Genomic DNA, 26,047 nt, shown 5'->3' on the forward strand with positions numbered 1-26,047 from the left:
GACCTCGGGCGACACCGCTTGCCGCCCTGGGCTCCTGCCTTCGCAGGAGCACGTGAGAGCGGATGGCCGATAACGCCCCCTCCCTCGCCGAACAGGAGGCCGAGTACGACGCCTTCGTGAACGAGAATTTGCGCGCCAATTACATCGCGCATTTCTCGCACGGCATGCTGGGCATGACCGGCTTTCGCATCATGATGGCGCCGACTTTCCTGCCGGCCTATCTCTTCCTGATCACGGGCTCGAATTTCCTGGTCGGTCTCGGCCAGTCGCTACAGCAGATGGGCGCGGTGCTGTCGCCCATGATCAGCGCATCGAATGTCGAGCACCGCAAGCGCGTGCTGCCCGTCGCGATCCGCATCGGCGCGGCGATGCGCGTGCAGATCCTGCTTCTCGCGCTTGCCGGCTATTTCCTGACCGGCAGCCTGCTGATCTTCGCGACCTTCTTCTTCCTGTTCTGCCTCGGCTTTTTCATGGGACAGCAGCGCGTCGCGTTCCAGATGCTGCTCGCCAAGGTGATCCCGATCGAACGGCGCGGACGGCTTCAGGCTTATCGCAACATTGCCGGCGGCGCTGTCGCCGCGCTGCTCTCCTATTTCGCCGGCGCCTATTTCATCACGCACAATGTACTCGGCAACGGCTATGCGACGACCTTCCTGCTCTCCTTCATTCTCACCAGCATCGGTCTCTACGTGCTCTGGCGTTTCATGCGCGAACCCGAGCCGCCGACGATCCGGCCGCGCGTTTCGATGCGCGAACGGTTGCGCGATTTCCCCGAACTGCTCGGCGATCGCGACTATCGAAACTTCCTGATCGCGCAGCTACTCGTCGTTGCCGCCCGGATATCGACGCCGTTCTGCATCCTCTATGCCGCCGACAAGATGGATATGGACGGCACCGCGATCGGGATGCTGACGCTTGCCTTTCTCGGTGCCGACACGCTCTCCAATCTGATCTGGGGTCATCTGGGGGACCGGCAGGGCTACCGGCTCACCTTCATCGTATCGATCCTGATCTGGATGATCGCGCTGGTGCTGCTGATCGTCGCGCAGGGTGCTGTGCCGATCTATCTCGCCTTTTTCGGAATCGGTGCGTCGATGTCGGGCTATATGATGAGCTCGTCGACGATCATTCTCGAATTCGGCAGCCGCGACGATCTGCCGATGCGGCTTGCCATGTCGACGACGGCGGAAACCTCGATGGCCACGATAGGCCCCCTGGCCGGCGGCGTGATCGCCTGGGGTTTCGGCTATTTGCCGCTGTTCTTCATTTCGATCGCCTTCCTTCTTGCGGCGCTTCTGATCACCGCGTTCATGGTGCGGGAGCCGCGTACGCGCTGACGTTACGTCAACGTCAACTGTTGCCAAAATGCTGCTCAAATCGAACCGTGCACGGAGCGGCTTGACGCCCACACCAATTTAGCCATTATGCACCCAAGGGCACGCCTCCAGCAGAGCGGCGGCCCCTAAGGGAGAGACATCACATGAAAATGCGTTATCGCGCTTGCGCGGCGTCGGCCGCGATCGCTGCTGCTATGGGTATTCCTATGGCGGGGGCCCATGCCCAGGTCGAATCGGGTGCCCAAACAGCAACCGGTCCGCAAATCGTCGTCACCGGCTCGTTCATCCGCGGCACCCCGGAAGACGCCGCGCTTCCCGTCGACGTCTTTTCGTCGGAGGATCTGGCACAGGAGGGCGTCAACTCGCCGCTCGACTTCATCAAGGACCTGCCGTCGGTTGGCGCCGTTCTGGGCGACACCAATCAGTTTTCGACGGCATCGCAGGGTTTCCAGGGCGCTGGCTCGATCAACCTGCGCGGCCTCGGCTCGACGCGCACGCTCGTCCTGCTCAACGGACGCCGGACGATTACGTCGCCGGGCGATGGTTTCGTCGATACCAACTTCATCCCCATCTTCGCGCTCGACCGAATCGAGCTTCTCAAAGACGGCGCCGCCGCGACCTACGGGTCCGACGCGATCGCGGGCGTGGCGAACTTCGTGACACGCGTGGGCTGGGAAGGTGTCGAAATCGCCGGTGACTATGAATTCATCGATGGGTCGAACGACGACTATAATGCCAGCATATTGGTCGGCCAGAATTTCGGCGATGCAAGCTTCCTCGCCGGCTTCGGCTATCAGCATCGCTCCCCGCTCAACGCCTATGAGCGCAGCTTCATCCGCGACGTTCCATATCAAGACAATCCGTCGGGCTATTCGACGCTTGGAAATCCGGGCACCTATTTCCCCGGTCTCGGGCGGCCCGCAACGCCTTATAATGGTGCATCGCCGACAACGCCGCTCGCGGCCCCGGTACTCGATGGTTCGGCCGTGGGTACATGCGAGGCGACCAATGGCGTGCTCGGCAGTACCGGACCCGGCGGTACGGGCCTTCCAGTCTGCCGCTTCACCTATGTGCCGTTCGACAATCTCGTCGAGCGGCAGAACCGCTACCAGGCCTATGGCCAGTTCGATGTCGACCTATCCGACAATCTGAGCGGTCATATCGAAGCGCTCTGGGCACGGACCCGGCAATCGGGGCGCTATTCGCCATCCTTTCCGCCGATTCAGGGTCCGCCCGGCGCCGGCAGCGTCAATCGCTTTTTCGTGCCGGACACGAACCCCGGCTATGCGGGCTTTATTGCTCAATCGGGGCTGACGGGATCAGCGGCCGATCCCTTCACGCCCGGCACATTCGCCAATCTGTTCGGCAGCTATTCGACGGTCCTGCTGTTCCGTCCGCTCGCCAATGGCGGCAACCCGCTGACGGGCGGTGGTCAGCTCGGCGAAGCGAGGCTCGATTCGTGGCGGATCTCGGGCGGTCTCGATTGGGACATCGCCGACAATTTCCGTGTGTCGAGCTACGGCACCTTTATCCGATCGACAGCCGACCGTTTCGTCACCGATTTCGTCGGCCAGCGCCTGCAAATGGCGTTGAGCGGGTTTGGCGGTCCGAACTGTACCGGCATTACGCCCGGCCAGAACGGATGCCAGTATTTCAATCCCTTCTCGAACAGCTTCCCGAACAACCCCATCACCGGCGGCGTGAATCCGGGTTATATTGCGGGCAACGACAACGATCCGGCGCTGATCGACTGGTTGCTCGTCGACAACGGCACTTTCCAGACCGAAGAATCCTTCATCTACGACCTGATCTTCTCGGGCGAGACCGGGATCGATCTGGGGGGCGGTCCGGTGGCCTACGCCTTCGGCGCACAATATCGTGAAACCGCCTTCAACAGCCGGCCCGTCGACGATCTGTCGAACCTCAATCAGAACCCGTGCCTGACGCCGGGGGACATGAGCTGTGTCGGCACGGCCACCGAAGGGGCGGGACCGTTCATTTTCCTCGGAGGTACCCGACCGGTGTCGCTGAACCAGGATGTCCATGCCGTCTTCGCCGAGGTGAACGTGCCGATCGGCAACACGCTCGAACTGACCGGCGCCATTCGCTACGAGGACTATGGTGGTTCGGTCGGATCGACGGTGAACCCGAAAGCCTCGCTGCGCTGGGAAGCGCTGGACTGGCTCGTCCTTCGCGGCTCGGTGGGTACGACCTTCCGCGGCCCGCTGCCCGGTCAGGTGGCGCCGACACAGGTGACTTCGCTGGCCGGCATTCAGGCCGCCCAGAACAACTTCAAGGCGGTCGATATCTTCGGCAACCCGGTCGATCTGGGTCCGGAAACGGCCTTCACCTTCAATATCGGCGCGGTGATCGATTGGGGCGGGTTCCATTTCTCGGTCGATTACTGGTATTTCGATTTCGAAGACCGGATCACGACGACGCCGGGCCAGGCGATTGCATCGGCCGTGGCCAGCGGCGGCGTATCACCCAACGGCACGCAGTTCGCGAACTGCTCCAGCCCGCTGGTCGACCTCATCACCTTTGCTGGTGGTTGTGTCCAGGGCACGACGACGGGCCTCGATATCGCGCGCGTCCGCACCGACTGGGTGAACGGGCCGGCGGTGAAGACCTCGGGCCTCGACTTCGCCATTGATTATACCACCGATCTCGGGCCGGGCGTGTTCTCGATCGGCGGTCAGGCGACGCATGTGTTCGAATATGAATTCGACGACTTCATCTTCCGCGGCGTCAACCTGCAGGACGGGTACGAGGCGGCCGGGTTCGCGAACTTCTTCCGCGATCCGAACACCGTGTCGCAATGGCGGGCCAATGGCTATGTGAACTACAATGTTTCCGGTCTGAACCTGCGCTACTCGGTGCAGTTTATCGACGGTGTGACCGACGATCGTTGCGTCGGGGTCAATCCCTGCGCTTCGACGCCGGAATTCGGCGGCACCAACTTCGCCGCCAACATCCCGTCCTACACGCAGCACGACTTCCATGTGAGCTACCAGCTGCCGTTCCAGTTCATGGATGCGACGCTGCAATTCTCGATCGAGAACTTTACGAACGAGGATCCGTCGGCGGCTCGCCTCGAACTGGGCTACAACCCGTTCATCGGCAATCCGCTGGGCAGGGTTTATCGGCTGGGTGCGCGCGTCGGTTTCTAGGACAAGCTGACAAGCTGGGGGCGGGGGCCTCGCCGCATAAAGCGGCGGGGCCCTTCTGTTTTTGGTATGTCAGAATTTCGCTGACGCGAAATCGCCGCACCGGCCCCCGACCTCCCATGAGCATACACTGAGTGGGAGGTCGGGGGGCGGTGCGGCGCTCGACCGTCAGGTCGAGACTGACAATCAAAACCCCCTAAGGCAGCTTCGCCTTCTCGAAACCGTCCCAACACCGGTCATAGTCGCCCTGTAGCGTGGGCGATTCCATCGCCGCCTTGGTCGGCCGGATCGGCAACCGGCTTTCGAACATGAAAGCCATCGTTCCGTCGATCTTCTGCGGCTTCAGATCGGTGGCCATCGCGGCCTCGGTCGAAGCCTTGTCGGGGCCGTGTGCGTTCATACAGTTGTGCAGGCTCGCCCCGCCCGGCGCGAAACCGCCGGTCTTGGCGTCATATTCGCCGTGGATCAGCCCCATGAACTCGCTCATGATATTGCGATGGAACCAGGGCGGGCGGAACGTGTCCTCTCCGACCAGCCAGCGCGGCGGGAAGATGACGAAGTCGCAATTGGCCGTGCCCGGCGTTTCGGAAGGCGAGGTCAGCACGGTGAAGATCGATGGATCGGGATGGTCGAAGCTGATCGAGCCGATGGTGTTGAAGCGCGCAAGATCATAGCGATAGGGTGCGTTGTTGCCGTGCCATGCGACAACGTCGAGCGGCGAGTGTCCGAGGCTCGCCGTCCAGAGCGCGCCGCCGAATTTCTGGACGATCTCGGTCTTGCGTTCGATATCCTCATAGGCGGCCACCGGCGTTTCGAAGTCGCGCGGATTGGCGAGGCCGTTGGCGCCGATCGGCCCGAGATCGGGAAGGCGGAAGGGCGCGCCGTAATTTTCGCAGACATAGCCGCGCGCGGGCCCGTCGATCTCGACGCGAAACTTCAGGCCGCGCGGGATAACGGCGACATGGTTGGGCGGCACGTCGAGCACGCCCATTTCGGTCACGAGGCGAAGCGCGCCCTGTTGCGGCACAATCAGCAGCTCGCCATCAGCATCGAAGAAGACGCGGTCCGCCATCGAGGCATTGGCGGCGTAATAATGGATGCCGATGCCGGTGAGCGCGGCCGCATCGCCATTGCCCGCCCAGGTGACGAGGCCGTCGACCCAGTCGGTCGGCGCCTCGGGCAGCGGGAACGGGTCCCAGCGCATCCGGTTCGGTTCGAACGGGCCGCGGCCGATCGGCGCCGTCTCGAGCCGCTTATTGCCTGAATAGGGCTCGAAACGCGGATGCATGGCGCTCGGCCGCATCCGGTAGAACCAGCTGCGCCGGTTCTCGCCGCGCGGCGCTGTGAACGCGCTGCCGGAGAATTGCTCGGCATAGAGGCCGAAGGCCGGGCGCTGCGGGCTGTTGCGGCCAACGGGCAGGGCGCCTGATACAGCTTCGGTGGCGAATTCGTTTCCGAAACCGGTGAGATAATCGGTCATTTATCTTCCCCTCCCTTCTCCCTTGATGGGAGAAGGATACGAAATCTTGCCAGCTTGCTGGCTAGATGCAGTTGGATGAGGGTGAGCGGAGCTTCGCTCCGCGCGGTCGCTTCGCGACCGCCTACCCCTCACCCAGCTCCGACTAGGCAGCAAGCTGCCAAGTCTCCACATCCCTCTCCCCCAAGGGGAGAGGGATATCGGGTTTACGCTTCTTGCTTCGCCGGAATCACGCCGCGCTTGATCTGGTCGGCTTCGATGCTTTCGAACAGCGCCTTGAAATTGCCCTCGCCGAAGCCTTCATTGCCCTTGCGCTGGATGATCTCGAAGAAGATCGGGCCGACCATGTTCTCGGTGAAGATCTGCAGCAGCAGGCCCTCGCCGGTTTCGGGCGAACCGTCGATCAGGATGCGGCGCTTGCGCATCTCTTCGATCGAATGGCCATGGCCTGGCAGGCGCTCGTCGATCATATCGTAATAGGTGTCGGGCGTGTCCTGAAAACGGATGCCGTTCGCGCGCAGCGCATCGACGGTCGCGAAGATGTCGTCGGTCGAGAGCGCGAGATGCTGGATGCCCTCGCCCTTATAGTCCTTGATGAACTCCTCGATCTGCGAATGATCGTCGCGGCTCTCGTTCAGCGGGATGCGGATCTTGTCGTCGGGCGCCGTCATCGCGCGGCTGAGCAGGCCGGTCTGCTGTCCTTCGATATCGAAATAGCGGATCTCGCGGAAATTGAAGATGTCCTCGTAATAGCTCGCCCAGTGATCCATCCGCCCGCGCATCAGATTGTGCGTCAGATGATCGAGCGTGTGCAGGCCGACGCTATTGTCTTCGGCGCTCGCGCCGTCGACCGGCTCGAAATCGATGTCGTAGATCGTCGCCGCGCCGCGCTTGTCGACGAGGTAGAGATTGGCGCCGCCAATCCCCTCGATCGCCGGGATGTTGAGCTCCATCGGGCCGACCTTGCCCTCGACCGGCGTCGCGCCTTTCTCGACCGCCAGTTTGAGCGCCTTGCTCGCATCGGCGACGCGGAAGGCCATGGCGTTGGCCGAGGGGCCGTGCGCCTCGCGGAAATCGGCGACCTGCCCTTGTGGCTCCATGTTGAGGATGAAGTTGATGTCGCCCTGTACATAGCGGCGGACATTCTTGCTGCGGTGCGTGGCGATATGGGTGAAGCCCATCGCCGTGAAGAGCGAGGCGAGCGCTTCGGGATCGGGGCCGGTAAATTCGACGAATTCGAAGCCGTCGAGGCCCATGGGGTTTTCGCGTTGTTCGGTCATGATGCTCGTTCCAATATCTTGATATATCCAGAAAGTTCGAAAGGCCGGGAGGTTCCGGCTTTGCGCCCGCGCAGCGGGCGCGGCTCTCTAGCTGGCGAGCGAGCGGCTCAACCGGTGCATCGTCCACCATGCGGTCGATGGGAGGGCTTGGAACATGTGGCATATATAGCAGGAATGTGCGGCTTTGTCAGGTTCGCCGGATTATATGACGCGGCCGTCTCTCAATCTCTCGATCTCATCCGTCGACAGGCCGAGCCGTTCGGCCAGCACCGCCTCGGTATCCTCGCCCAGCACGGGCGGCGCCTTTCCTTCGGGCGGCGGCGAAGCACCGAGGCGGAGCGGGCTCGCGACCTGCGGTACGCCGTCGGTTTCGTAGGACAGGCCGCGATGGCGGGCCTGCGGCTCGGCAAAGGCCTCGGCGATCGTGTTGATCGGGCCGTAAGGGACCTTCGCCGCGATCAGGCCTTCGGTCCATTCGGCGGTCGTCCTGGTCTTTATCGCTTCAACCAGTGGCGGGATCAGCATGTCGCGATTCTCGACCCGCGCGGCATTGGTGCGGTAGCGCTCGTCCTCCGCCAGTTCGCCATGGCCGGTCAGGGCCGCGAACCGCGCGAACTGCCCGTCGTTTCCGACCGCGACGATAATCCAGCCATCGGCGGTTTCGAATGGCTGATAGGGCACGACATTGGGATGCGCGTTGCCCGTCCGCCCCGGCGCTGTGCCCGAGACCAGATAATTGAGCGCCTGATTGCCCAGCCCCGCCATCGCGACGTCGAACAGCGCGATATCGATATGCTGGCCTTCACCGGTCTTCTCGCGCTGATAAAGCGCCGCCAGGATCGCGGCGGCGGCGTTCATGCCCGTGGTCATGTCGACCATCGCGACACCCATCCGGTGCGGCGGGCCGTCCTTCTCGCCCGTCACCGACATGAAGCCGCTCATCGCCTGGATCATCAGGTCGTAGCCGGGCTTGGCGGCGTCGGGCCCGTCCTGCCCGAAGCCGGTAATCGAACAATAGATCAGGCGCGGGTTGATCGCTTTCAGGCTATCATAGTCGAGGCCGTATTTCCTGAGCCCGCCGAGCTTGAAATTCTCGACGACGATATCGCTGTCCTCGGCCAGCCGGCGGATCAGCGCCTGTCCCTCGGGCCTCGCCATGTCGATGGTCACGCTATGCTTGTTGCGGTTGGCGGCGAGATAATAACCGGCGCGGCGGTTTTCGCCCTCGCCATGCCAGGGCGGCCCCCAGCCGCGCGTGTCGTCTCCGGCGCCGGGCTTCTCGATCTTGACGATCTCCGCACCCAGATCGCCCAGCATCTGCGTCGCCCAAGGCCCGGCGAGCACGCGCGAGAGATCGAGGACGCGGACGCCCGATAGTGCGTGCCGCATCAGCCGGTGAAGGCCTGGATACCGGTGATCGCCCGGCCCAGGATCAGCGCGTGGACGTCGTGCGTGCCCTCGTACGTGTTCACCGTCTCCAGGTTGATCGCGTGCCGGATCACGTGGAATTCGTCGGCGATGCCGTTGCCGCCGTGCATGTCGCGCGCCTGCCGCGCGATATCGAGCGCCTTGCCGCAATTGTTGCGCTTGATCAGGCTGATCATCTCCGGCGCCCAGGTGCCGCCATCGATATTGCGGCCCACGGCGAGCGCGGCGTGGAGGCCTAGCGCGATCTCGGTCTGCATATCGGCGAGCTTCTTCTGCACGAGCTGCGTCGCGGCAAGCGGGCGGCCGAATTGCTGCCGGTCGAGCGTGTAGCTGCGGGCGCGGTGCCAGCAATCTTCGGCCGCGCCCATCGCGCCCCAGGCGATGCCGAAGCGCGCCTTGTTGAGGCAGCCGAACGGGCCGCCGAGACCCTGCGCACCCGGCAGCAGGTTCTCTTCGGGCACGAACACCTCGTCCATCACGATCTCGCCGGTGATCGAGGCGCGCAGGCTCATCTTGCCCTCGATCTTCGGCGCCGAAAGGCCGTCCATTCCCTTTTCGAGGATGAAACCCCGGATCACGCCGCCCTCGTCCTTCGCCCAGACGACCATGACATCGGCGATCGGCGAGTTGGAGATCCACATTTTCGAACCGGTCAGCGAATAGCCGCCATCGACCTCTTTCGCGCGCGTCTTCATCCCGCCGGGGTCGGAGCCGGCATCGGGCTCGGTCAGGCCGAAGCAGCCGACCCATTCGCCCGTGGCGAGCTTGGGCAGGTATTTCTCGCGCTGCGCCTCGGTCCCATAGGCGTGAATCGGGTGCATGACGAGCGAGCTCTGCACGCTCATCGCCGAACGATAGCCCGAATCGACCGCCTCGACCGCGCGCGCGACAAGGCCGTAGGCGACATGGGAGACGCCCGCGCAGCCATAGCCGTCGATCGTGCAGCCGAGCAGTCCGAGTTCGCCCAGTTCATTCATGATCTCGCGGTCGAACCGTTCCTCGCGCGTCGCGGAAATCACGCGCGGCAGCAGCTTTTCCTGCGCGTAGTTCCGCGCGGTTTCGTAGACCATCTTCTCTTCGTCGGTGAGCTGCTCCTCGAGCAGGAACGGATCGTCCCAGCGATAGGTGAAAGAGGTGGATTTGGCCGGCTTGACCGGGGTTTCGACGTTCATTGTCAGGGTCTTTCGGATCGGTTCGGAATGTTGCGTAGGGCTTAGCACAGCGCTTTCGCCTTCGCGAGACATGCGATGTCGTGAAATCCGGTGATGCGCGTCACAACGCTGTCACCGGTCCCGGCGCATAAGGCCCTCACCCGATGGGCGCAGCCTCCCAGGCAGGTCCGTCGGCACAAGTCGCCATGGGGGCTGAAGGTTTTATGCGACCCGGCCGGATCCCCCATGGTGGCTTGACCATTTTTGGGGTTTTGATTGTCAGATTTTTTCTAGCGGCGCTCGATCGTCAGGTCGAATCTGACAAAAAAGTCATCTCCGCCCCAGAAATCCGCCGCACTGGACCGACCCGGAACCTACGCTGCGATCGGTGCACGCCGCATCGCCATAGACAGTCACATTGCCGTTGCCGTTGGCGACGATCTCGGCTTCGCGATCGGCCGTCACTTCGATCATGCCGGGGCCGTTCAGGTTTACCGAGAGGTCTTCGATCGTCAGCGCCTGGGCCGAAACCGTTCCCGCGCCCTGCACGGTGATCCGCCCGGTCTCGCCATGACCGCCTGCTTCGATCCCGCCGGCGCCGGTCAGGCTGAGCGCGACATTGTCGGCGTCGAACTCGCGGACTGCCAGCCGGCCGTTGCCGCCCAGGCTGGCAATGACCTGGCCGCCCTCCATCCGGTCGATCTCGAGATCGCCCGTGCCGATGACAGTCGCCTGGGTGAGATTGGGCGTTGTCAGGTAGAGGGTCGCCGCCCCATTGCCCTCACCCGGATAGCCACCCCAGTTGCCCGATACGTTGCGCCGCACGGTCAGCGTGCGGCCGGTGATCTGCACCGAAATCTGCTCGATCGCGCGCGCGTCGCCTTCGGCATAATCCTGGCCGGGCTGCGTCGTCGAAAGGCGCACGACGAAGGGGCCATTGACGATGATCCGGTCGAAGGCGGTCAGCGTGTAGCCCCGCCGCTCGGCCTGTGCGGGCACGGCGAGCGCAGCGATCAGGGTCGCGGCGGCGGCCAGTCGGGCGATCATTTGGTGGCTTCTCCCCATTCGGTCCAGCCGAAGGCGCGCGGCGTTTTCGGCATATAGCCTTGGTCTTGCGCAACGATCCTGAATCCCGCCTGAGCAATGGCGCTGGTGATCGGCCGGGTGAGATGGCAGCCGCCGGCGATCGGCTTCCAGACCGGCTCGATCCGCCGCTGCCATTTCGCCGCCTTCGCGTCCGGTGCGGCGCCATGTTCGAGGAACAGCATCTTGCCGCCGGGCCTCAGCACGCGGCGGGCCTCGGCAAGCGATTGCATCTGATCCTGCACAGAACACAGGGTGAAGGTGGCAAGGACGGTATCGAAACTGTCGTCGTCGAACGGCAGGTTCTCGGCTACGCCCTCCGCGATATCGAATTCGATGCCCTCGGCATGCGCCGCCTCACGCGCGCGTTTCAGCAGGCCGGGGGACGGATCGACGCCCTGCACCGTCGACACCCGTGCCGGATCGTAAAGCTGAAAATTGATGCCGCCGCCCGCGCCAAGCTCGAGCACCTTGCCTTCGGCCAGCGGCACGACCTTGGCGCGGCGCTTCATGATCGGCTTCTGCGAACAGGCGCAGCCGATCAGGCGCGGCACGACATGGCGATCCCAGAAACCCATGGGTCTCCGGGTGCCAGAAAATCAGCGGCAACGAAAGCGCGCGAAGCGCCGGGGCGATTAGCCCTTCTGCGCTTTCTGCCAGGCCTGGACGCGGCGCGAATAGGGCAGGGCGCCCAATACCGCGCCAAGGCCCGTAATGCCGCCCGCGATCGCGCTCCCGGCAATGCCCTCGATCTGTGGTGCAAGAAACCCGAATCCGACCGCCGCGCCGACGGCGGCGCCGACAACGATCAGTACGAGTTCCATGGCGGTCGGTTTCGGTTTGGCCGTATCGGACATAAATCAATTCCCCTCGATTGTTTATGCGCCCTGATCCGTCATTCTTGTGCGGTCTCCCGCCCGATTTCGCAAGTGACGGCCGTCACACGCAACGCAATTCGCCCGATCCCAGCGCGTTCGATCTGCACCGTGCTCCACCGCGCACTTCCACATCGCCCGAGCCCAGCAGCGATGCTTCCGCCGCCTCGGTGGCATAGCCGCGCACATCGCCCGACCCGGCGATATTCGCCTCGAGTGTGGCGACGCGAAGATCGGCGGCCTCCACGTTGCCCGACCCGGCGATGTCGATTTCCAGATCCTGGGCCGTCCCGGCAATTGTAATGGTTCCCGAACCGGCGATGCTCAATTCCGTATCGCGCGCGGTCAGCGAGGCAATGGAAAGATCGCCCGATCCCGCGATCGACGCCTCGAATTCTTCGGCTTCGGCCCGGTCGACGGTCATGTTGCCCGACCCGGCGACTGCCACTTCGGTCAGCCGGGGAAGGGTCACATAGATCGTCGCACGTCCCTCGCTGTCGCCGTCGAACCAGCCGTCGCTCTCTCGCCCGATCCGCAGCGTGTTCCCGCGCACGGTCACTTCCAGATCTTCGAGCGCCGCCTCGTCGCCGACGGCACGGATCGAGAATTCCTCGCCCAGCGTCACCTCGACATTATCGGGACCGCGCAGTTCGACCTCGTCGAAATCGGCGAGGGCAAAGCCGCGTTCGGCGCCATCCTCGCCGCTTACCACGCGGCTTTCCGGATCGGTCTGTCCCGGGCTGGCCAGGCCGTTGCACGCAGCCAGCGCACCCAGCGCCACGAGCGGAAATAGGAAGCGCATCACGACTCTCCTTGCTGTGTTATGTGAACAATACAGCTAAGCGGCGCCGCTGGCAAGTTCGCTCCGATTCAGGAAGGCGCGCCCTTTCGAACGACCGTTTCGCTGGTCCCCGCCACGTCGCCATCGGCGGCGATTTCGCCGGCCTCTGCTGCCTCGATCTCGTCGTGCCGCTCGTGGAGCGGCGCGAAGCGGAGGATCAGATAGCCGGCGATCGCGGAGACGAACGACCCCATCAGCACGCCGATCTTCGCCTCCTCGATCAACAATGGATTGCCCGGGAAGGCGAGCGCGCCGATGAACAGGCTCATCGTGAAGCCGATGCCGCACAAGAGCGCCGTCGCGTAGATTTGCAGCCAGGTGGCGCCGCGCAATTTACCGGCGAAGCCGAGCTTCACCGCGATCCACACGCTGCCGAAGATTCCGATCTGCTTGCCCAAGAACAAGCCGGCCGCGATGCCGAGCGGCAGCGGTGCGAAAATCTGCTCCAGCCCAAGCGCGCCGACCGGTACCCCGGCATTGGCGAAGCCGAACAGCGGCACGATCAGGAAAGCGACCGGCCAGTCGAGACCGTGTTCCAGCCGGTGCAGCGTCGAATCCGCCGCGTCCGGGGCCCCAGGCGTCTTGCGCAGCGGCACCATCATCGCTGCGAGCACGCCTGCAATCGTTGCATGGACGCCCGACAGCAGCACGAAATACCAGAGGATGGCGGCGCACAGCAGATAGGGCCAGATACGGATCACGCCCGACCGGTTGAGCACATACATGACGAGCAGGATCATCGCCGAAATGAAGAGCGCGAAGGTGTTGAGCCCGGCGGTGTAGACCAAAGCGATGATCGCCACCGCGCCCATGTCGTCGACGATTGCGACGGTAACCAGGAAGAGCTTGAGCGATGTCGGCGCCCGCCTGCCCAAGAGGGCAAGCACGCCGATGGCAAAGGCGATGTCGGTCGCCGCCGGGATCGCCCAGCCATTTTGCAGCGCGGGATCGCCGCCGGTGACAACCAGGTAAATAATTGCCGGAACGATCATGCCCGCAGCCGCCGCCAGCACGGGCAGCCGCCGCCGCTCCCATGTCGCCAGCCGCCCGTCGACGAACTCGCGCTTGATCTCGAGGCCGACGAACAGGAAGAATATCGCCATCAACGCATCGTTGATCCACAGATGCATGTTCATCGGGCCGAGCTTTTCGGACAGCACCGGCGAGAGGTTTACCATCCAGCCGAGGCCGGGAATTTCGAACCGGGGCAGGGGATCTTCGAGAAAGTGGTGATAGGGCTCGTACAGGGCTGTGTTGGCAACGATCATCGCGAGCGCCGCCGCGACCATCAGGACGATGCCGCCCGAAGCCTCGCTATTCAAAAATTGCCTTAAAGCGGATCGTACGCCGGTCCGTTTAGTCATGTCTGCTCCCTTGGATCACTGGACCGTTCTCTATCCGCTTCGCGCGCGACTGCAAACCGCGTTGCACCGCACAACACGGATTCCATCAGAAACGGGTTTACTCCGAATCGGATCGAATTAAGAAGAGCAATGACGGGGGGCGCATCAATTGGATGCACTATTACTTTTGGCAGGCGGGCTGCTGCACGAATTGATGCTGTTTGCAGCAATCGGATTCGTGATCGGTGGCGCAAGCGATCTTGCCATCGACTTGATCTGGATAGGCACGGCACTCCGCGCCAAGATTTCCCTGCGGCAGGAGAGTGCCCATTGCTGGAAAAGAAAGCCAGCCACGCATTCAAAATTCGCCATCTTCGTTCCCGCATGGGACGAATCGGCCGTTATTGAGGCCATGCTCGATCATTCGATTGAGAAAGTTACCGGTCACGACGTGGATATTTTCGTCGGTTATTATCCCAATGACAGAAAGACGGGCGACATACTCAAAAGAGTTGCCGTGCGAGGTGGACGCGTTGTTCCGGTTCGCGCGCCACGGCCGGGCCCCACGACGAAGGCCGACTGCCTTAACGCGATCTGGCGAGGCATGGTCGAGGCCGAATCCGACAAGGGGTACCGCTTCGACGCGATCATCCTCCACGATGCCGAGGATCTGATCCACGCAAGTGAACTGGCGCTCTACGATCGGCTGCTGCCGGGCCTCGATTTTGTCCAGTTGCCCGTGCTTCCGCTGCCCGATCCGCATTCGCGCTGGATCGGCAACAGCTATTGCGACGAGTTCGCCGAGGCGCATGGCAAGGCGATGACCGTGCGCCAGTCGCTCGGCGCGGCCATTCCCTCGGCCGGCACGGGCTGTGCGATTTCCCGAAAGGCTCTTGCAGGCCTCGCCGAACAGCGCGGCGGCGTGCCGTTCGATGCCGACAGCCTGACCGAGGATTACGAGCTCGGCCTGCGGATCGCCGAAGCGGGCGGGAAGGGGATTTTCGCCCGGTGTCGCGATGAGGATGGTTCGCTGATCGCAGTCCGCTCGCATTTCCCCTCCAAGCTCGGCACGGCGGTGCGCCAGAAGACGCGCTGGATCATGGGGATCGCGCTGTCGGGTTGGGACCGGCTCGGTTGGCGCGGGGGCTGGGCCGAGCGCTGGATGCGGCTGCGCGACCGCGGCACGATACTGGCGGCGATGGTGCTCTTTGCGGCCTATGCGGCGCTGGCGCTCGCTGCGTTGCTCGGTGCGGCCGCGTTGCTGGGCCACTATGAAATGCCCGAAATTGACCCCCTACTTCGCGTGCTGCTCTGGATCAATTTCGGCCTGCTGATCTGGCGCCTGCTCATGCGGGCCGGCTTCACGGCCCACGCCTATGGCTGGCGTGAGGGACTGCGCGCCATTCCGCGGACCATCACCTCTAATATCGTCGCCATGATGGCGGCGAGGCGGGCGACGGGCCGCTACCTGTTCGGCGGATCGGATGGTGCGAAGCGTTGGGAAAAGACCCATCACGTCTTTCCGGACACGACATTGCTCTGATGAGATTCGGCTCGCCCGTTCGTTTCCCCGTCGCCGTCATCGCGATCTGGATCGGGGTGCGGATCTGGGCGGTGAGCGGGGACGAAGCCGTGGTCGCGAGCGCACCGCAGGCGATGCCTTTCGAGCGTGAAGAGGCAAGGGGTGCTCTGGATGTGGCGGAGCTTGAGACTCTCGCGACCGCCAGGAAATCGGTTGCACCCGATTCTCCCGGTTTCCTGGCCGCGGCGAACGCTGATCATCTTCGGCTAAACGTAGAGGTCGTAGCGCCCCGTGCGCTGAGGCAGGCCGATGCGGTTGCCCTGCCTGCGCCGTTCCAGCAGGGTTCTAGCGCGCGGAGAAACACTGGCTATGAGCCGGTGGTGCGGACAGCCTCGCCGATGATCACGCCTCTCGAACCCCCAAGGGCAAATCCGCTGTCGTTCTCCGGCTGGGCCTTATTGCGAGGCGGGCGGGGACAGGCAGGACTGGCCCCGGGCGGGCAACTCGGCGCGAGCCAGGCAGGGCTTCGCATGCGACTGCCATTTGTTCGGGTCCAGGGCTTCACGCTGGCCGCCAATGCGCGGCTGTCCCGTGCGCTGGACCGTCCACGCACGAGCGAAGCGGCATTCGGTGTATCGGTTCGGCCCGATCGCCGACTGCCCGTCGAACTGATCGCCGAGCGGCGGTTCGATCTGGGCGAGGGCGGCCGGGACGCCTGGGCACTGGGTCTGGCGGGCGGTGTCTCTCGTCGGCCGCTTCCTGCGGGTTTCGAGGTGAGCGCCTATGCACAGGCCGGCGTTGTCGGCGCCCGCAGCCGCGATTTCTATGCCGACGGCGCATTGAGCCTCAACCGCCCTATTGCCGCGATCGGCCGCGCCGAAATCGCGTTTGGCGGCGAGCTTCGTGGCGCCGCCCAGCCGGGGCTGGCCCGCGTCGATGCCGGACCGGAAATGGTCATGCATCTGCCTGTGGCCGGCGGCAATTTCAGATTGAGTGCGGGCTATCGCTTTCGGCTTGCGGGGAATGCGCGGCCGGGCTCCGGCTTCGCCCTGACGGCCGGGACCGATTTCTGACCCCGGGCTGTCTGCTCGCCTTCCGGAGCGGGGAAAAAAGGGATAGGCGGGGCGGGCCATGGACCTCTACCTCCCGATCGCCGAAATGTCGGTCAACGCGCTGGTGATCATCGCGCTGGGCGGCGCGGTCGGGGTGCTGGCGGGGATGTTCGGCGTCGGCGGCGGGTTTCTCACGACGCCGCTCCTGATCTTCTACGGCATATCGCCGGCCGTCGCGGTGGCATCGGCAACGACGCAGATCACCGGCGCCAGCGTTTCCGGCGTGCTCGCTCATGCGCGGCGCGGCGGGGTCGACTATCGGATGGGCGCCGTGCTGGTTGCCGGTGGCGTGCTCGGCGCCATCGCGGGCGGGGCGATGTTCCGGTCGCTTCAACGCGCCGGGCAGATCGATACCATCGTCTCAATCCTCTACGTTTTCCTGCTTGGCGGGATCGGCGTGCTGATGATCAAGGAAAGCTGGACCGTGATCGCAGCTAGGCGGCGCGGGGAAAGGCCAAAGCCGCCGGTCCGCCGCCACCATCCCTTCGTCGCGAGCCTTCCCTTTCGCTGGCGGTTCTACGGATCGGGACTGTACATCTCGCCGATCGCGCCGCTTGCCGTCGGCTTCGCCGTCGGGGCGCTGACGGTCATGCTGGGTATCGGCGGCGGTTTTATCCTGGTGCCCGCGATGATCTACCTGCTCGGCATGGCAACGCGCGTGGTGGTCGGTACCTCGCTGTTCCAGATCCTTTTCGTGACGGCCGCGACGACGATGGTCCACGCCCTGACGACGCAATCGGTCGATATCGTGCTCGCCATCCTGCTGCTGATCGGCAGCGTCAGCGGCGCTCAGATCGGCACGCGGATCGCGATGCGGACCAGCCCCGAATGGCTGCGCCTGATGCTCGCCGCGCTCGTGCTCATCGTCGCGGTTCGTCTGGCGCTGGGGCTCGGCTGGCGGCCCGATGAAATCTATTCGATCGAGCTCAGATGAACCGGCTGCGCCTCCTCCTGCTCGTGTTGCTGACGCCGATGATTATGGCGCAGGCGCGGCCGCGCCTCGTCCCCGCCGTCAGCGACGAGCAGATCGAGATCGTCTACAGCTTCACCGGCGCCGAACTCATGATCTACGGCGCGATCCTCTATCCGGGCGGCCGCCCGCCGGACGATCCCGTCGACATCGTCGTCGTGCTCAAGGGGCCGCAGCAATCGATCCTGATGCGCGAGAAGCAGCAGCGCGCCGGTATCTGGATGAACGCGGCGCAGGCGCGGTTCCGCTCGGCCCCCGCCTTCTATGCCGTCGCCAGTTCGCGCCCGATCGCCGAGATCGTCGACGAGCGCACCGCCGCGATCTACGAACTCGGCATCGACGGGCTGCAATTGTCGCCCGCCAGCGCCAATCCACCCGCCGAAGCGCGGCGTTTCGTCGCCGGTCTTGCCGACCTGCGTCAGCGCACGGGTCTCTATGCCGAACTGCCCGATGCCGTGGAAGTGACCGAAGGCGTGCTGTTCAACGCTCGAATCAGCGTGCCCGCACGCGTGCCGGTCGGCGAATATACGGCCGAGACCTTCCTCATCCAAAACGGCCGCGTGCTGACGGGAGAGGTGCGCGACATCCGGATCGACAAGGGCGGGTTCGAACGTTTCGTTGCCGACGCCGCAAACCGCCACAGCCTGCTCTACGGCCTGTTCGCCGTCGCGATCTCGCTCCTGCTCGGCTGGCTGGCGGGCTTGGCTTTCCGCCGGATCTGAGTGTCCAGCGCGCGGATTAAGGGTAAATCTCTGTTAATCAGTTTTCGGTAAATCGGTTGCTCACCAATGGGGGCATGGGCAGAGAAATATGACCGATTTTGGCGCATTCAGACCGGTAACAGCGGATGAGGACAACAGCGGCCCCGTGCCTCACCTTGTGGCCGAAGAGGGTCTCGTCCTCGGCGAAGTCGTCGATATTGCGGGCTCCGGCTCCCGAATCGCGATCAACATCGATGCGCTGAACAAGGTACGCAATGAGACCGATCAGGTGCTGGCGATGGCCGGCCAGGTCGGCAGCCAGGTCAAGGTCAAGGTCGGCGACAGCTGGCTCATCGCCAATATCCGCACGCTTTCCACAGACGACAACCGGGCGAACCAGGTCACCGCCTATATCGATTTCCTGGGCGAAGGGCAGGTGCTCGAAGGCCGCGAGGATGTCAGCAATTTCCGCCGCGGCGTGACGCGGTACCCGATCCCCGGCTCCGAGGTTCTGGCAGTCACCGAACGCGATATGCGGCAGATGTTCGCGGCCGATAATCGCGCCTATATCGAGGTCGGCAATGTCTATCCGACAAAGGATATCCGCTCGGCGCTCTATATCGATGCGATGCTCGGCAAGCACTTCGCCGTGCTGGGATCGACCGGCACCGGCAAGTCGACCAGCGTTGCGCTGATCCTGCACCGGATCTGCGAAATGGCCCCCGAAGGTCATGTCGTGATGATCGATCCGCACGGCGAATATTCGGCCGCCTTCAAGGGCGCGGGCGAGATTTTCGACGTCAACAATATCGCTCTCCCCTACTGGCTGATGAACTTCGAAGAACATTGCGAAGTGCTGATCACGACCTCGGGCGCCGAAGCGCAACGCGATCGCGACATCCTTGCCAAATGTCTTCTCGCGGCACGGGCGAAAAACCGGCTGTCCGAGGAAATCCCGCAGCTTACGGTCGACAGCCCGATACCCTATCTGCTGTCCGACCTGCTTTCGCTCATCGTCGCTGAAATGGGCCATCTCGACGCGTCCAACGATACCGCGCCGTTCATGCGGCTGAAGAGCAAGATCGAGGAACTCAAGAGCGATCCGCGCTACAGCTTCATGTTTTCGGGCATGCTCGTTGCCGATACGATGGCCGAATTCATCTCCAAGGTCTTTCGCCTGCCTGGCCACGGCAAACCCATCTCGATCGTCGATGTTTCGGGCGTACCATCCGACATCTGCTCGGTCGTCGTCGCTGTCCTGTCACGCATGGTGTTCGACTATGCGATCTGGTCGCGCAATGAATCGCAGCGGCCGATCCTGCTCGTCTGCGAAGAGGCGCACCGTTACGTCCCGTCGGAAAAGCTCGTCGACAAGTCGGCGGTCGGCAAGATCCTGAGCCGGATCGCCAAGGAAGGCCGCAAATACGGCGTGTCGCTGGGCCTCGTGACTCAGCGCCCGTCCGATCTGGCCGAGGGCGTGCTCTCCCAATGCGGAACGATCATCTCGATGCGCCTCAACAACGATCGCGACCAGGCGCATGTCCGCTCGGCCATGCCCGAAGGCGCGCGCGGTTTCCTCGATGTCATCCCGGCGCTTCGCAACCGCGAATGCATCATGTGCGGCGAGGGCGTCGCCGTCCCGGTGCGCGTCACCTTCGACACGCTGGAAAGCGAGAAACGCCCGGCCTCGACCGATCCGCTCTTCTCCGAAATGTGGACGCAGACGGGCGACGAAGCCGGCATCGTCGATCGCACCATCCGCCGCTGGCGCAGCCAGGGGCGGTAACGCTCACCAAACACATTCCGGATACGAAATGGGCCACCCCGGTCTTTCCGGCGCGGCCCATATTTTTTGGAACTTCGAGGCGCTACGAGCGCGAGCGATCGGCCCTGCGTGGTTGGTCGGCACTTGCGGTATCGAGATCCCGCGGCCGTTCGCGCCGGGCGAGCGCGGCGCCGGGCTCGACCTGCATCAGACCGGCCAGCGTCGAGCGGAAGCGTTGCAGCTCTGGTCCCGAAAGCTGGGCGTTCTCGATATAGCGGACGGAGCGCGGATCGATCTTCTGGCCGCCGCGGATCATCTCGTAATGGAGGTGCGGGCCTGTCGACATGCCGGTGGAGCCGACATAGCCGATGACCTGGCCCTGGGTGACGCGCGTGCCCGAGGATACCGCGATCCGGCTCATATGGGCATAGGCGGTCTGGATGCCGCCGCTATGGGCGATCCGGACATAATTGCCATAGCCACCGTTGCGGCCGGAATAGTTGACGGTACCGCTCGCCGCGGCGCGGATCGGCGTGCCGTGACCGGCGGCGATGTCGAGGCCGGTATGCAGGCGGCGATAGCCGAGGATCGGATGACGGCGATATCCGAAGGGCGAGGTAAGACGTCCGTTGACCGGCATCAGCATCTCGCCGGTCGAGCGGCCGACGCCCGACGCTTCGAACCACTGGTCTGTCCCTGCAACCGACCAGCGCAGAAGCTGCGTCTTGCGGTCGCCGCGTTCGACGCCGGCATAGATCAGGCGGCCCATCTCGGTCTCGCCGGTTTCGGCGCGGCGATGCTCGACGATGAGGTCGAAGGTTGCGTCCGAGCCGATATCGTTGATCGACATCTGCGTGCCGATGGCGCGCAGATATTCCTGGATCGCCGAGGGCGGCGCACCGGCGGCGCGGGCCGATCGATAGAGGCTGGCGCCGACTCGGCCGCGAATGCGCAGCGGCGTATCGTCGACCGCGATCTGAATCGGGTTGACCCGCAGCGATCCGTCGACACGATCGAGTTCGATCTTCAGATCGAAGCGGGCGCGGAAAGCGATATGGTCGACCGGGCGTGCGACCGTGCGGTTGGGGCGCCGTCCGAGAATGATGGTCATCGGCGTGCCGGGCCGGATATCGGCGAGCGGGATGATGCCTTCGATCAGCGAGGTGATTTCCTCGGCCTGGTCGCCAGAGACGCCTGCACGTTCGAGAACCCGGGTAAATCCGTCGCCGCGGCCCAGCGTCGCCGTCATTTCGATATGCGGGCGTTCGGGCGTGTCGGCGAGCGGCTCGACGACATCGGTGGCAGCCATGCGGCGGCCGGTATCGGCGCCAAAGGCGAGCGGCGTGATCGCCTGCGCGCGCGCTTCGTCGACTTGGTCCTGGTCGAGCGCGGAGGGCAGGGCGGGAATCGCCTCGACGCTCGGCGCCATCAGGATCGTCGCGCCGCACAGCGCGGTGCAGGTGACGAGACCTCGCCACCATGTCTTCGATCCGATCTGCGCGCCGAGATCCACGACCAGGTCGATCTCGTGCCAGAAGGCGCGGCCGATCGCGGTCCGCGCCGGATGATGGTGATGAGAACCGGCGGCACCCTGATGCGAAAGCGTCGATGCGCCTCCGCCGTTACCGGCGCCATTTCCGGTGGTGAATTCGTTGCGCTGGAACAATTGCGGCCCCGCTCGTAATTCCTGTTCCCGGCGTGCATCGCCTGCACGTCCGGTGCCGAGCACTGTGGTTAAAAACCGTTAAAGTCAAATTAAGAGACGAAGATCGATTCTAGCGATGCGGCGAGCCGTGACGCAGGGCCGATGGACGGTTATCCACCACGGAACCTTGCGTTTTCCGGTTCGACCAACGATCATCGCGGGATGAGCAATTTTGCCCGCGCGCCGCTTGCCGCGGTGCTGGGTCCGACGAACACCGGCAAGACGCATCTCGCGGTCGAACGGATGACCGCGCATTCCAGCGGCATGATCGGTTTTCCGCTCCGTTTGCTCGCGCGAGAGGTCTATGATCGCATCGTCGCGATGAAGGGTCCCAAGGAGGTCGGGCTGCTGACGGGTGAGGAGAAAATCCTGCCCGAAGGCGCGCGCTGGCTCTGCTGCACGGCGGAATCGATGCCGCGCGATCGCGACGTCGCCTTCGCCGCGATCGACGAGGCGCAGCTCGCCGCCGATCGCGAGCGCGGGCATGTCTTTACCGACCGGCTGCTCCACTGTCGGGGCCGCGAGGAGACAATGATCCTCGGTTCGGACACGCTGCGGCCGATCCTCAAAACGCTGGTGCCCGAGGCCGAGATCATCTCGCGCCCACGCTTCTCGACGCTGAGCTATGCCGGCGCGACCAAGCTGTCGCGCCTGCCGCCGCGCTCCGCCGTCGTCGCGTTCAGCGCCGAAGAGGTCTACGCCGTTGCCGAGGCGCTGCGGCGGCTTCGCGGCGGGGCGGCCGTGGTGATGGGCGCACTCTCGCCCCGCACCCGCAACGCCCAGGTTGCGATGTTCCAGGCCGGCGAGGTCGACTATCTCGTCGCCACCGACGCCATCGGCATGGGGCTGAACATGGACGTGCGCCATGTCGCCTTCGCCTCGCTCCACAAATTCGACGGGCGCCGGCAACGCCGCCTGCATGTCCACGAGATGGCGCAGATCGCCGGCCGCGCCGGGCGGCACCAGACCGATGGCACGTTCGGCACGCTCGGGCTCGAAGGCGCGGAAGAGGTTTCCTTCTCGGAAGAAGAAATCAACCGGATCGAGGAGCATGAATTTTCGTGGCTCAAGCAGATTTACTGGCGCGACGGCGATCCGCGTCTCGATACGATCGAGACGTTGATCGCCGATCTCGAAGCCAAGCCCGATGATCCGATGCTCCGCGCTGCGCCAGAGGCGACCGATCTCGCCGTCCTCAAGGCGCTGGCGGGCGAGGGCTGGATCGTCGAGCGGGCGACCGACCCGGGGATGGTGGGTCGGTTGTGGCAAGCCTGCGGCCTTCCCGATTTTCGCAAGATGGGCGTGCAGGGCCATGCGCGACTGGTCTCCAGGCTTTACCGTCATCTGACCGAGGGCGATGGCCATATTCCCGGCGACGTCTTCGCACGCGAGGTGACGGCGCTCGAGAATCTGAACGGCGACGTTGAAACGCTCGCCGGTAGGCTCGCCGCGATCCGGACCTGGGCCTATGTCGCGCATCGCGACGACTGGCTCGCCGATCCGAAGCGCTGGGCGCGGCGGACCGAGGAAATCGAACAGCGATTGAGCGATGCACTGCACGATCGGTTGACGCAGCGCTTCGTCGACCGCCGCACATCGGTGTTGATGCGTGATCTCGGCGCGAAGGGGGAGGAGGCGTTGCCCGTTCGTGTCGATGGCGAGGGCGTTGTCACCGTCGACGACGAACCGATCGGCCGGATCGAGGGCTTTCGCTTCCAGGTCGAGGCCGGGGCGAGCCATACCGACAAAAAGCGCCTCCTCGCGGCCGCCGAGCGGCGGCTGGGCGGTGAATATGCGTCGCGGGCGGCGGCGCTGATCGCCGATGAGGATCGGGAATTCGCGCTCGGCACGGTGGCGGGGAAAGCGGTTGCGATCGACTGGCAAGGGCGTCGCGTTGCCAGGCTGGAGGCCGGGCGGACGCCGCTGGCTCCGCAGATCAAGCTCGACCGCGCACTCGATGTGCTGAGCCCCGAGATGAAGGCGCGTGTCGAGAACCGGTTGATGAGCTGGCTCGACAGCAGACTGGCCGAGGCGCTCGGCCCGCTGCTGCGGATCGACGCGGCGATCGCGGGGGAGAAGACGCCGCCGGCGTTGCGCGCATTGCTCGCGCCGGTTGTCGAGGGGGGCGGGATCGCCGCGCGGGCCGATCTCGGCGATGTAATCGAGACGCTGGACAAGGCGCTGCGTCATCGCGCGGGACAGCTGGGCCTTGTCATCGGCTCGCTCGATATCTTTCACCCGCGAATGCTGAAACCCGAGGCGATCCGCTGGCGGCTCGCGCTGGGTTCGGTATTCGCGGACAAGCCGATGCCGGATTTGCCGCCCGAAGGCGCGACGCTGCTGGCCGAACCCAAGGGCCGCACGGCGGCGCATTGGCGGCGGGCAGGGTTTCGCGGCTTCGCCGGTCAAATGCTCCGTATCGATATGGTCGAGCGGCTGAGCCGGTCGGCGCATGATCGTCGCGACGGGCGCAATCCCTTCGCTGTCGATACCGAACTGGCGACGTCGCTGGGGCTCGAACAAGAGGCGCTGGGTAAATTGATGCACGCGCTGGGCTTCCAGAAGCAGAAGGGCGATCCGCCGCAATGGGCCTGGCGCGGCCGGCGCAGAAAACCAGCCAAGCGTCGTGCGCAGAATGCACCACAGCCCGGCAACGCCTTCGCCAAGCTGGCCGATCTCAAAATTTCGCGTGGCTGACGAGGGGCAACGCATCGACAAGTTCCTCTGGCACGCCCGGCTGGCGCGCACCCGCAGCCTTGCCAAAACCATCGCCGAGAGCGGGCATATCCGCTGCGACGGGCGGCGCATTGATCGCGCCCATGCTGTCGTCCGCGTCGGTGACGTGCTCAGCGTCCCGCTGCCCTCGGGCGTCAGGGTCTTGCGCGTCACCAGCCTGCCGCCCCGGCGGGTACCCGCGAAGCAGGTCGGCGAGGTCTATGAAACGGTCCAGCCTGCACGGCACATCAACCGTTGACGCACAGCGCAAAGCGTGGCTAGCAGGCGGCCGCGCATATTCGAGGGAGAGCCGCGCCCATGACCTATGTCGTCACCGACGCCTGCATCAAATGCAAATATATGGACTGCGTCGAAGTCTGCCCGGTGGATTGCTTCTACGAGGGCGAGAACATGCTCGTCATCCATCCGGCGGAATGCATCGATTGCGGCGTGTGCGAACCGGAATGCCCGGCCGAAGCGATCCTGCCCGATACCGAGCCCGACCAGGAAAAATGGCTCGAGCTCAACGCCAAGTTCGCCGAGGAATGGCCGAACATCACGCAGAGCCGCGAAGCCCCGGAAGACGCCGACGAGCACAAGGGCGAAGAGGACAAATACGACAAGTATTTCTCGCCGGAGCCGGGCGAAGGCGACTGATTCGCCGCGCCCCTGCGGCGCGCCTGAAAATCCGCGAAACTTTCGTGATTCCAGTGTTTTGGACGGCGCGTGCTGCACCGCGTCGAAACACTGGAAATTTTGTTACAACTATGTTATATAATAGGACAAGAGACGGACCGTTTCGGTCCGCTTCGATTGGCTAAGGCACGGACAGAACTGGGCAAATTCGAACTGGCGGCGGGCGGCAGACAGCCCCGTTTGCGCGAGTCGACCCCGGGTCCACAGGAAAGGTCTCCATTATATGGCTAGCAATGCGCTGGACTTCGAAGTCGGCGATTACGTCGTTTATCCGAAACACGGTGTCGGCCGGGTGGTCGAACTGCAGAATGAAGAGATCGCGGGCATGCAGCTCGAACTCTATGTGCTGCGTTTCGAGAAAGAGAAGATGACGCTTCGCGTGCCGACCAACAAGGCCGAGGGCGTGGGGATGCGCAAGCTCTCCTCGGACAAGACGCTCAAGGACGCGCTCAAGACGCTCGAAGGCAAGCCGAAGGTCAAGCGCACCATGTGGTCGCGCCGCGCGCAGGAATATGAAGCCAAGATCAATTCGGGCGACCTCCTCCAGATCGCCGAAGTAACGCGCGACCTGTTTCGCGCCGACGACCAGCCCGAGCAGAGCTATTCGGAGCGGCAGATCTTTGAGGCCGCCTCCTCGCGCCTCGCCCGCGAACTCGCGGCGATGGAGAAGACCGACGAGCCGACAGCGCTCGAGAAAATCCTAGTCATCCTGAACAAGGCGGCCGCGATCTGGAACGCCGAGAAGGAAGAGGAAGAAGCGGCCAAGGAAGCCGCCAAATAACCTTCGTACTCTTTGCAAGAGCGGAAAGGCCCGGCCCGGCAGCAATGCCCGGCCGGGCTTTTTCTTTGCGCTGCGTGTGAGCACGCCCTAGCCTGCGG

At 64.1% G+C, this 26,047-nt stretch carries 21 protein-coding genes; 11 read left to right on the forward strand and 10 right to left on the reverse strand.

All coding sequences use genetic code 11. The features are described 5' to 3' along the window. The first annotated feature begins 62 nt into the window (after nt 1–62). Complete coding sequence (locus Q0139_RS14675; RefSeq protein WP_298023728.1) at nt 63–1,337, forward strand: MFS transporter; 1,275 nt, start codon at nt 63–65, stop codon at nt 1,335–1,337. A gap of 143 nt (nt 1,338–1,480) precedes the next feature. Beyond that, nucleotides 1,481–4,507 carry a TonB-dependent receptor gene (locus tag Q0139_RS14680; RefSeq protein ID WP_298023730.1) on the forward strand — a complete coding sequence of 1,009 codons (3,027 nt, stop codon included), beginning with the start codon at nt 1,481–1,483 and terminating at the stop codon, nt 4,505–4,507. A 193-nt stretch (nt 4,508–4,700) separates the two neighbouring features. Here Q0139_RS14680 and hmgA read toward each other — a convergent pair whose 3' ends face one another. The 9 genes from hmgA to nhaA all read right to left on the reverse strand — a co-directional run bounded on the left by hmgA (nt 4,701) and on the right by nhaA (nt 14,003). Then, entirely contained in the window at nt 4,701–5,984 is a 1,284-nt protein-coding gene (gene hmgA / locus Q0139_RS14685; protein WP_298023733.1) for a homogentisate 1,2-dioxygenase, read from the reverse strand. Nucleotides 5,985–6,187: 203 nt separating this feature from the next. Continuing rightward, nucleotides 6,188–7,261: a 4-hydroxyphenylpyruvate dioxygenase gene (hppD, locus tag Q0139_RS14690; RefSeq protein ID WP_298023736.1), complete on the reverse strand. Its 1,074-nt coding sequence runs from the start codon at nt 7,259–7,261 to the stop codon at nt 6,188–6,190. A 201-nt stretch (nt 7,262–7,462) separates the two neighbouring features. Further along, nucleotides 7,463–8,650, reverse strand: a complete 1,188-nt coding sequence (locus tag Q0139_RS14695; RefSeq protein ID WP_298023739.1) for a CaiB/BaiF CoA-transferase family protein — start codon at nt 8,648–8,650, stop codon at nt 7,463–7,465. Continuing rightward, nucleotides 8,650–9,861, reverse strand: a complete 1,212-nt coding sequence (locus Q0139_RS14700; protein WP_298023742.1) for an acyl-CoA dehydrogenase — start codon at nt 9,859–9,861, stop codon at nt 8,650–8,652. The genes Q0139_RS14695 and Q0139_RS14700 overlap by 1 nt, the downstream gene beginning before the upstream one ends. Before the next feature lie 309 nt (nt 9,862–10,170). Further along, the gene (locus Q0139_RS14705) at nt 10,171–10,887 is read right to left on the reverse strand and encodes a DUF2807 domain-containing protein (RefSeq protein ID WP_298023745.1); all 717 of its coding nucleotides are present in this window, start codon (nt 10,885–10,887) and stop codon (nt 10,171–10,173) included. After that, the gene (locus Q0139_RS14710; RefSeq protein ID WP_298023748.1) at nt 10,884–11,501 is read right to left on the reverse strand and encodes a class I SAM-dependent methyltransferase; all 618 of its coding nucleotides are present in this window, start codon (nt 11,499–11,501) and stop codon (nt 10,884–10,886) included. The genes Q0139_RS14705 and Q0139_RS14710 overlap by 4 nt, the downstream gene beginning before the upstream one ends. A gap of 57 nt (nt 11,502–11,558) precedes the next feature. Beyond that, nucleotides 11,559–11,780 carry a hypothetical protein gene (locus Q0139_RS14715; protein WP_298023751.1) on the reverse strand — a complete coding sequence of 74 codons (222 nt, stop codon included), beginning with the start codon at nt 11,778–11,780 and terminating at the stop codon, nt 11,559–11,561. 82 nt (nt 11,781–11,862) lie between these two features. Further along, nucleotides 11,863–12,600, reverse strand: coding sequence for a head GIN domain-containing protein (locus tag Q0139_RS14720; protein ID WP_298023754.1), 738 nt, complete (start codon nt 12,598–12,600; stop codon nt 11,863–11,865). A 68-nt stretch (nt 12,601–12,668) separates the two neighbouring features. Next, nucleotides 12,669–14,003: a Na+/H+ antiporter NhaA gene (nhaA, locus tag Q0139_RS14725; protein WP_298023757.1), complete on the reverse strand. Its 1,335-nt coding sequence runs from the start codon at nt 14,001–14,003 to the stop codon at nt 12,669–12,671. A gap of 193 nt (nt 14,004–14,196) precedes the next feature. Here nhaA and Q0139_RS14730 point away from each other — a divergent pair, with 193 nt between their 5' ends. From Q0139_RS14730 to Q0139_RS14750, 5 genes are all read left to right on the forward strand, one after another. Further along, on the forward strand, nt 14,197–15,525 hold the full coding sequence (locus Q0139_RS14730; RefSeq protein WP_298023857.1) for a glycosyl transferase family protein: 1,329 nt from the start codon (nt 14,197–14,199) through the stop codon (nt 15,523–15,525). Between the two features lie 509 nt (nt 15,526–16,034). Then, nucleotides 16,035–16,577, forward strand: coding sequence for a hypothetical protein (locus tag Q0139_RS14735; protein WP_298023760.1), 543 nt, complete (start codon nt 16,035–16,037; stop codon nt 16,575–16,577). A 58-nt stretch (nt 16,578–16,635) separates the two neighbouring features. Further along, nucleotides 16,636–17,550, forward strand: coding sequence for a sulfite exporter TauE/SafE family protein (locus Q0139_RS14740; protein WP_298023763.1), 915 nt, complete (start codon nt 16,636–16,638; stop codon nt 17,548–17,550). Further along, nucleotides 17,547–18,308 (forward strand): TIGR02186 family protein, encoded by a 762-nt coding sequence (locus tag Q0139_RS14745; protein WP_298023765.1) that lies wholly within the window; start codon nt 17,547–17,549, stop codon nt 18,306–18,308. The genes Q0139_RS14740 and Q0139_RS14745 overlap by 4 nt, the downstream gene beginning before the upstream one ends. Before the next feature lie 88 nt (nt 18,309–18,396). Then, complete coding sequence (locus tag Q0139_RS14750) at nt 18,397–20,073, forward strand: DUF87 domain-containing protein (protein ID WP_298023768.1); 1,677 nt, start codon at nt 18,397–18,399, stop codon at nt 20,071–20,073. An 82-nt stretch (nt 20,074–20,155) separates the two neighbouring features. On the opposite strand, the gene Q0139_RS14755 is transcribed toward Q0139_RS14750, so the two are convergent. Next, entirely contained in the window at nt 20,156–21,781 is a 1,626-nt protein-coding gene (locus tag Q0139_RS14755) for a M23 family metallopeptidase (RefSeq protein WP_298023770.1), read from the reverse strand. 138 nt (nt 21,782–21,919) lie between these two features. On the opposite strand from Q0139_RS14755, the gene Q0139_RS14760 reads away from it, so the two are divergent. The 4 genes from Q0139_RS14760 (at nt 21,920) to Q0139_RS14775 (ending at nt 25,949) form a co-directional block, all read left to right on the forward strand. Beyond that, nucleotides 21,920–24,454 (forward strand): helicase-related protein, encoded by a 2,535-nt coding sequence (locus tag Q0139_RS14760; RefSeq protein ID WP_298023773.1) that lies wholly within the window; start codon nt 21,920–21,922, stop codon nt 24,452–24,454. Beyond that, nucleotides 24,447–24,731 carry a S4 domain-containing protein gene (locus Q0139_RS14765; RefSeq protein WP_298023775.1) on the forward strand — a complete coding sequence of 95 codons (285 nt, stop codon included), beginning with the start codon at nt 24,447–24,449 and terminating at the stop codon, nt 24,729–24,731. The genes Q0139_RS14760 and Q0139_RS14765 overlap by 8 nt, the downstream gene beginning before the upstream one ends. Nucleotides 24,732–24,790: 59 nt before the next feature. Further along, nucleotides 24,791–25,129 carry a ferredoxin FdxA gene (fdxA, locus tag Q0139_RS14770; protein WP_298023778.1) on the forward strand — a complete coding sequence of 113 codons (339 nt, stop codon included), beginning with the start codon at nt 24,791–24,793 and terminating at the stop codon, nt 25,127–25,129. A 262-nt stretch (nt 25,130–25,391) separates the two neighbouring features. Continuing rightward, a complete protein-coding gene (locus Q0139_RS14775; RefSeq protein WP_298023780.1) occupies nt 25,392–25,949 on the forward strand; it encodes a CarD family transcriptional regulator in 558 nt (185 codons plus the stop codon). Nucleotides 25,950–26,047: the final 98 nt, after the last annotated feature.

Origin of the sequence: uncultured Parasphingopyxis sp., from assembly GCF_937129435.1 — a bacterium.
GTDB lineage: Bacteria > Pseudomonadota > Alphaproteobacteria > Sphingomonadales > Sphingomonadaceae > Parasphingopyxis.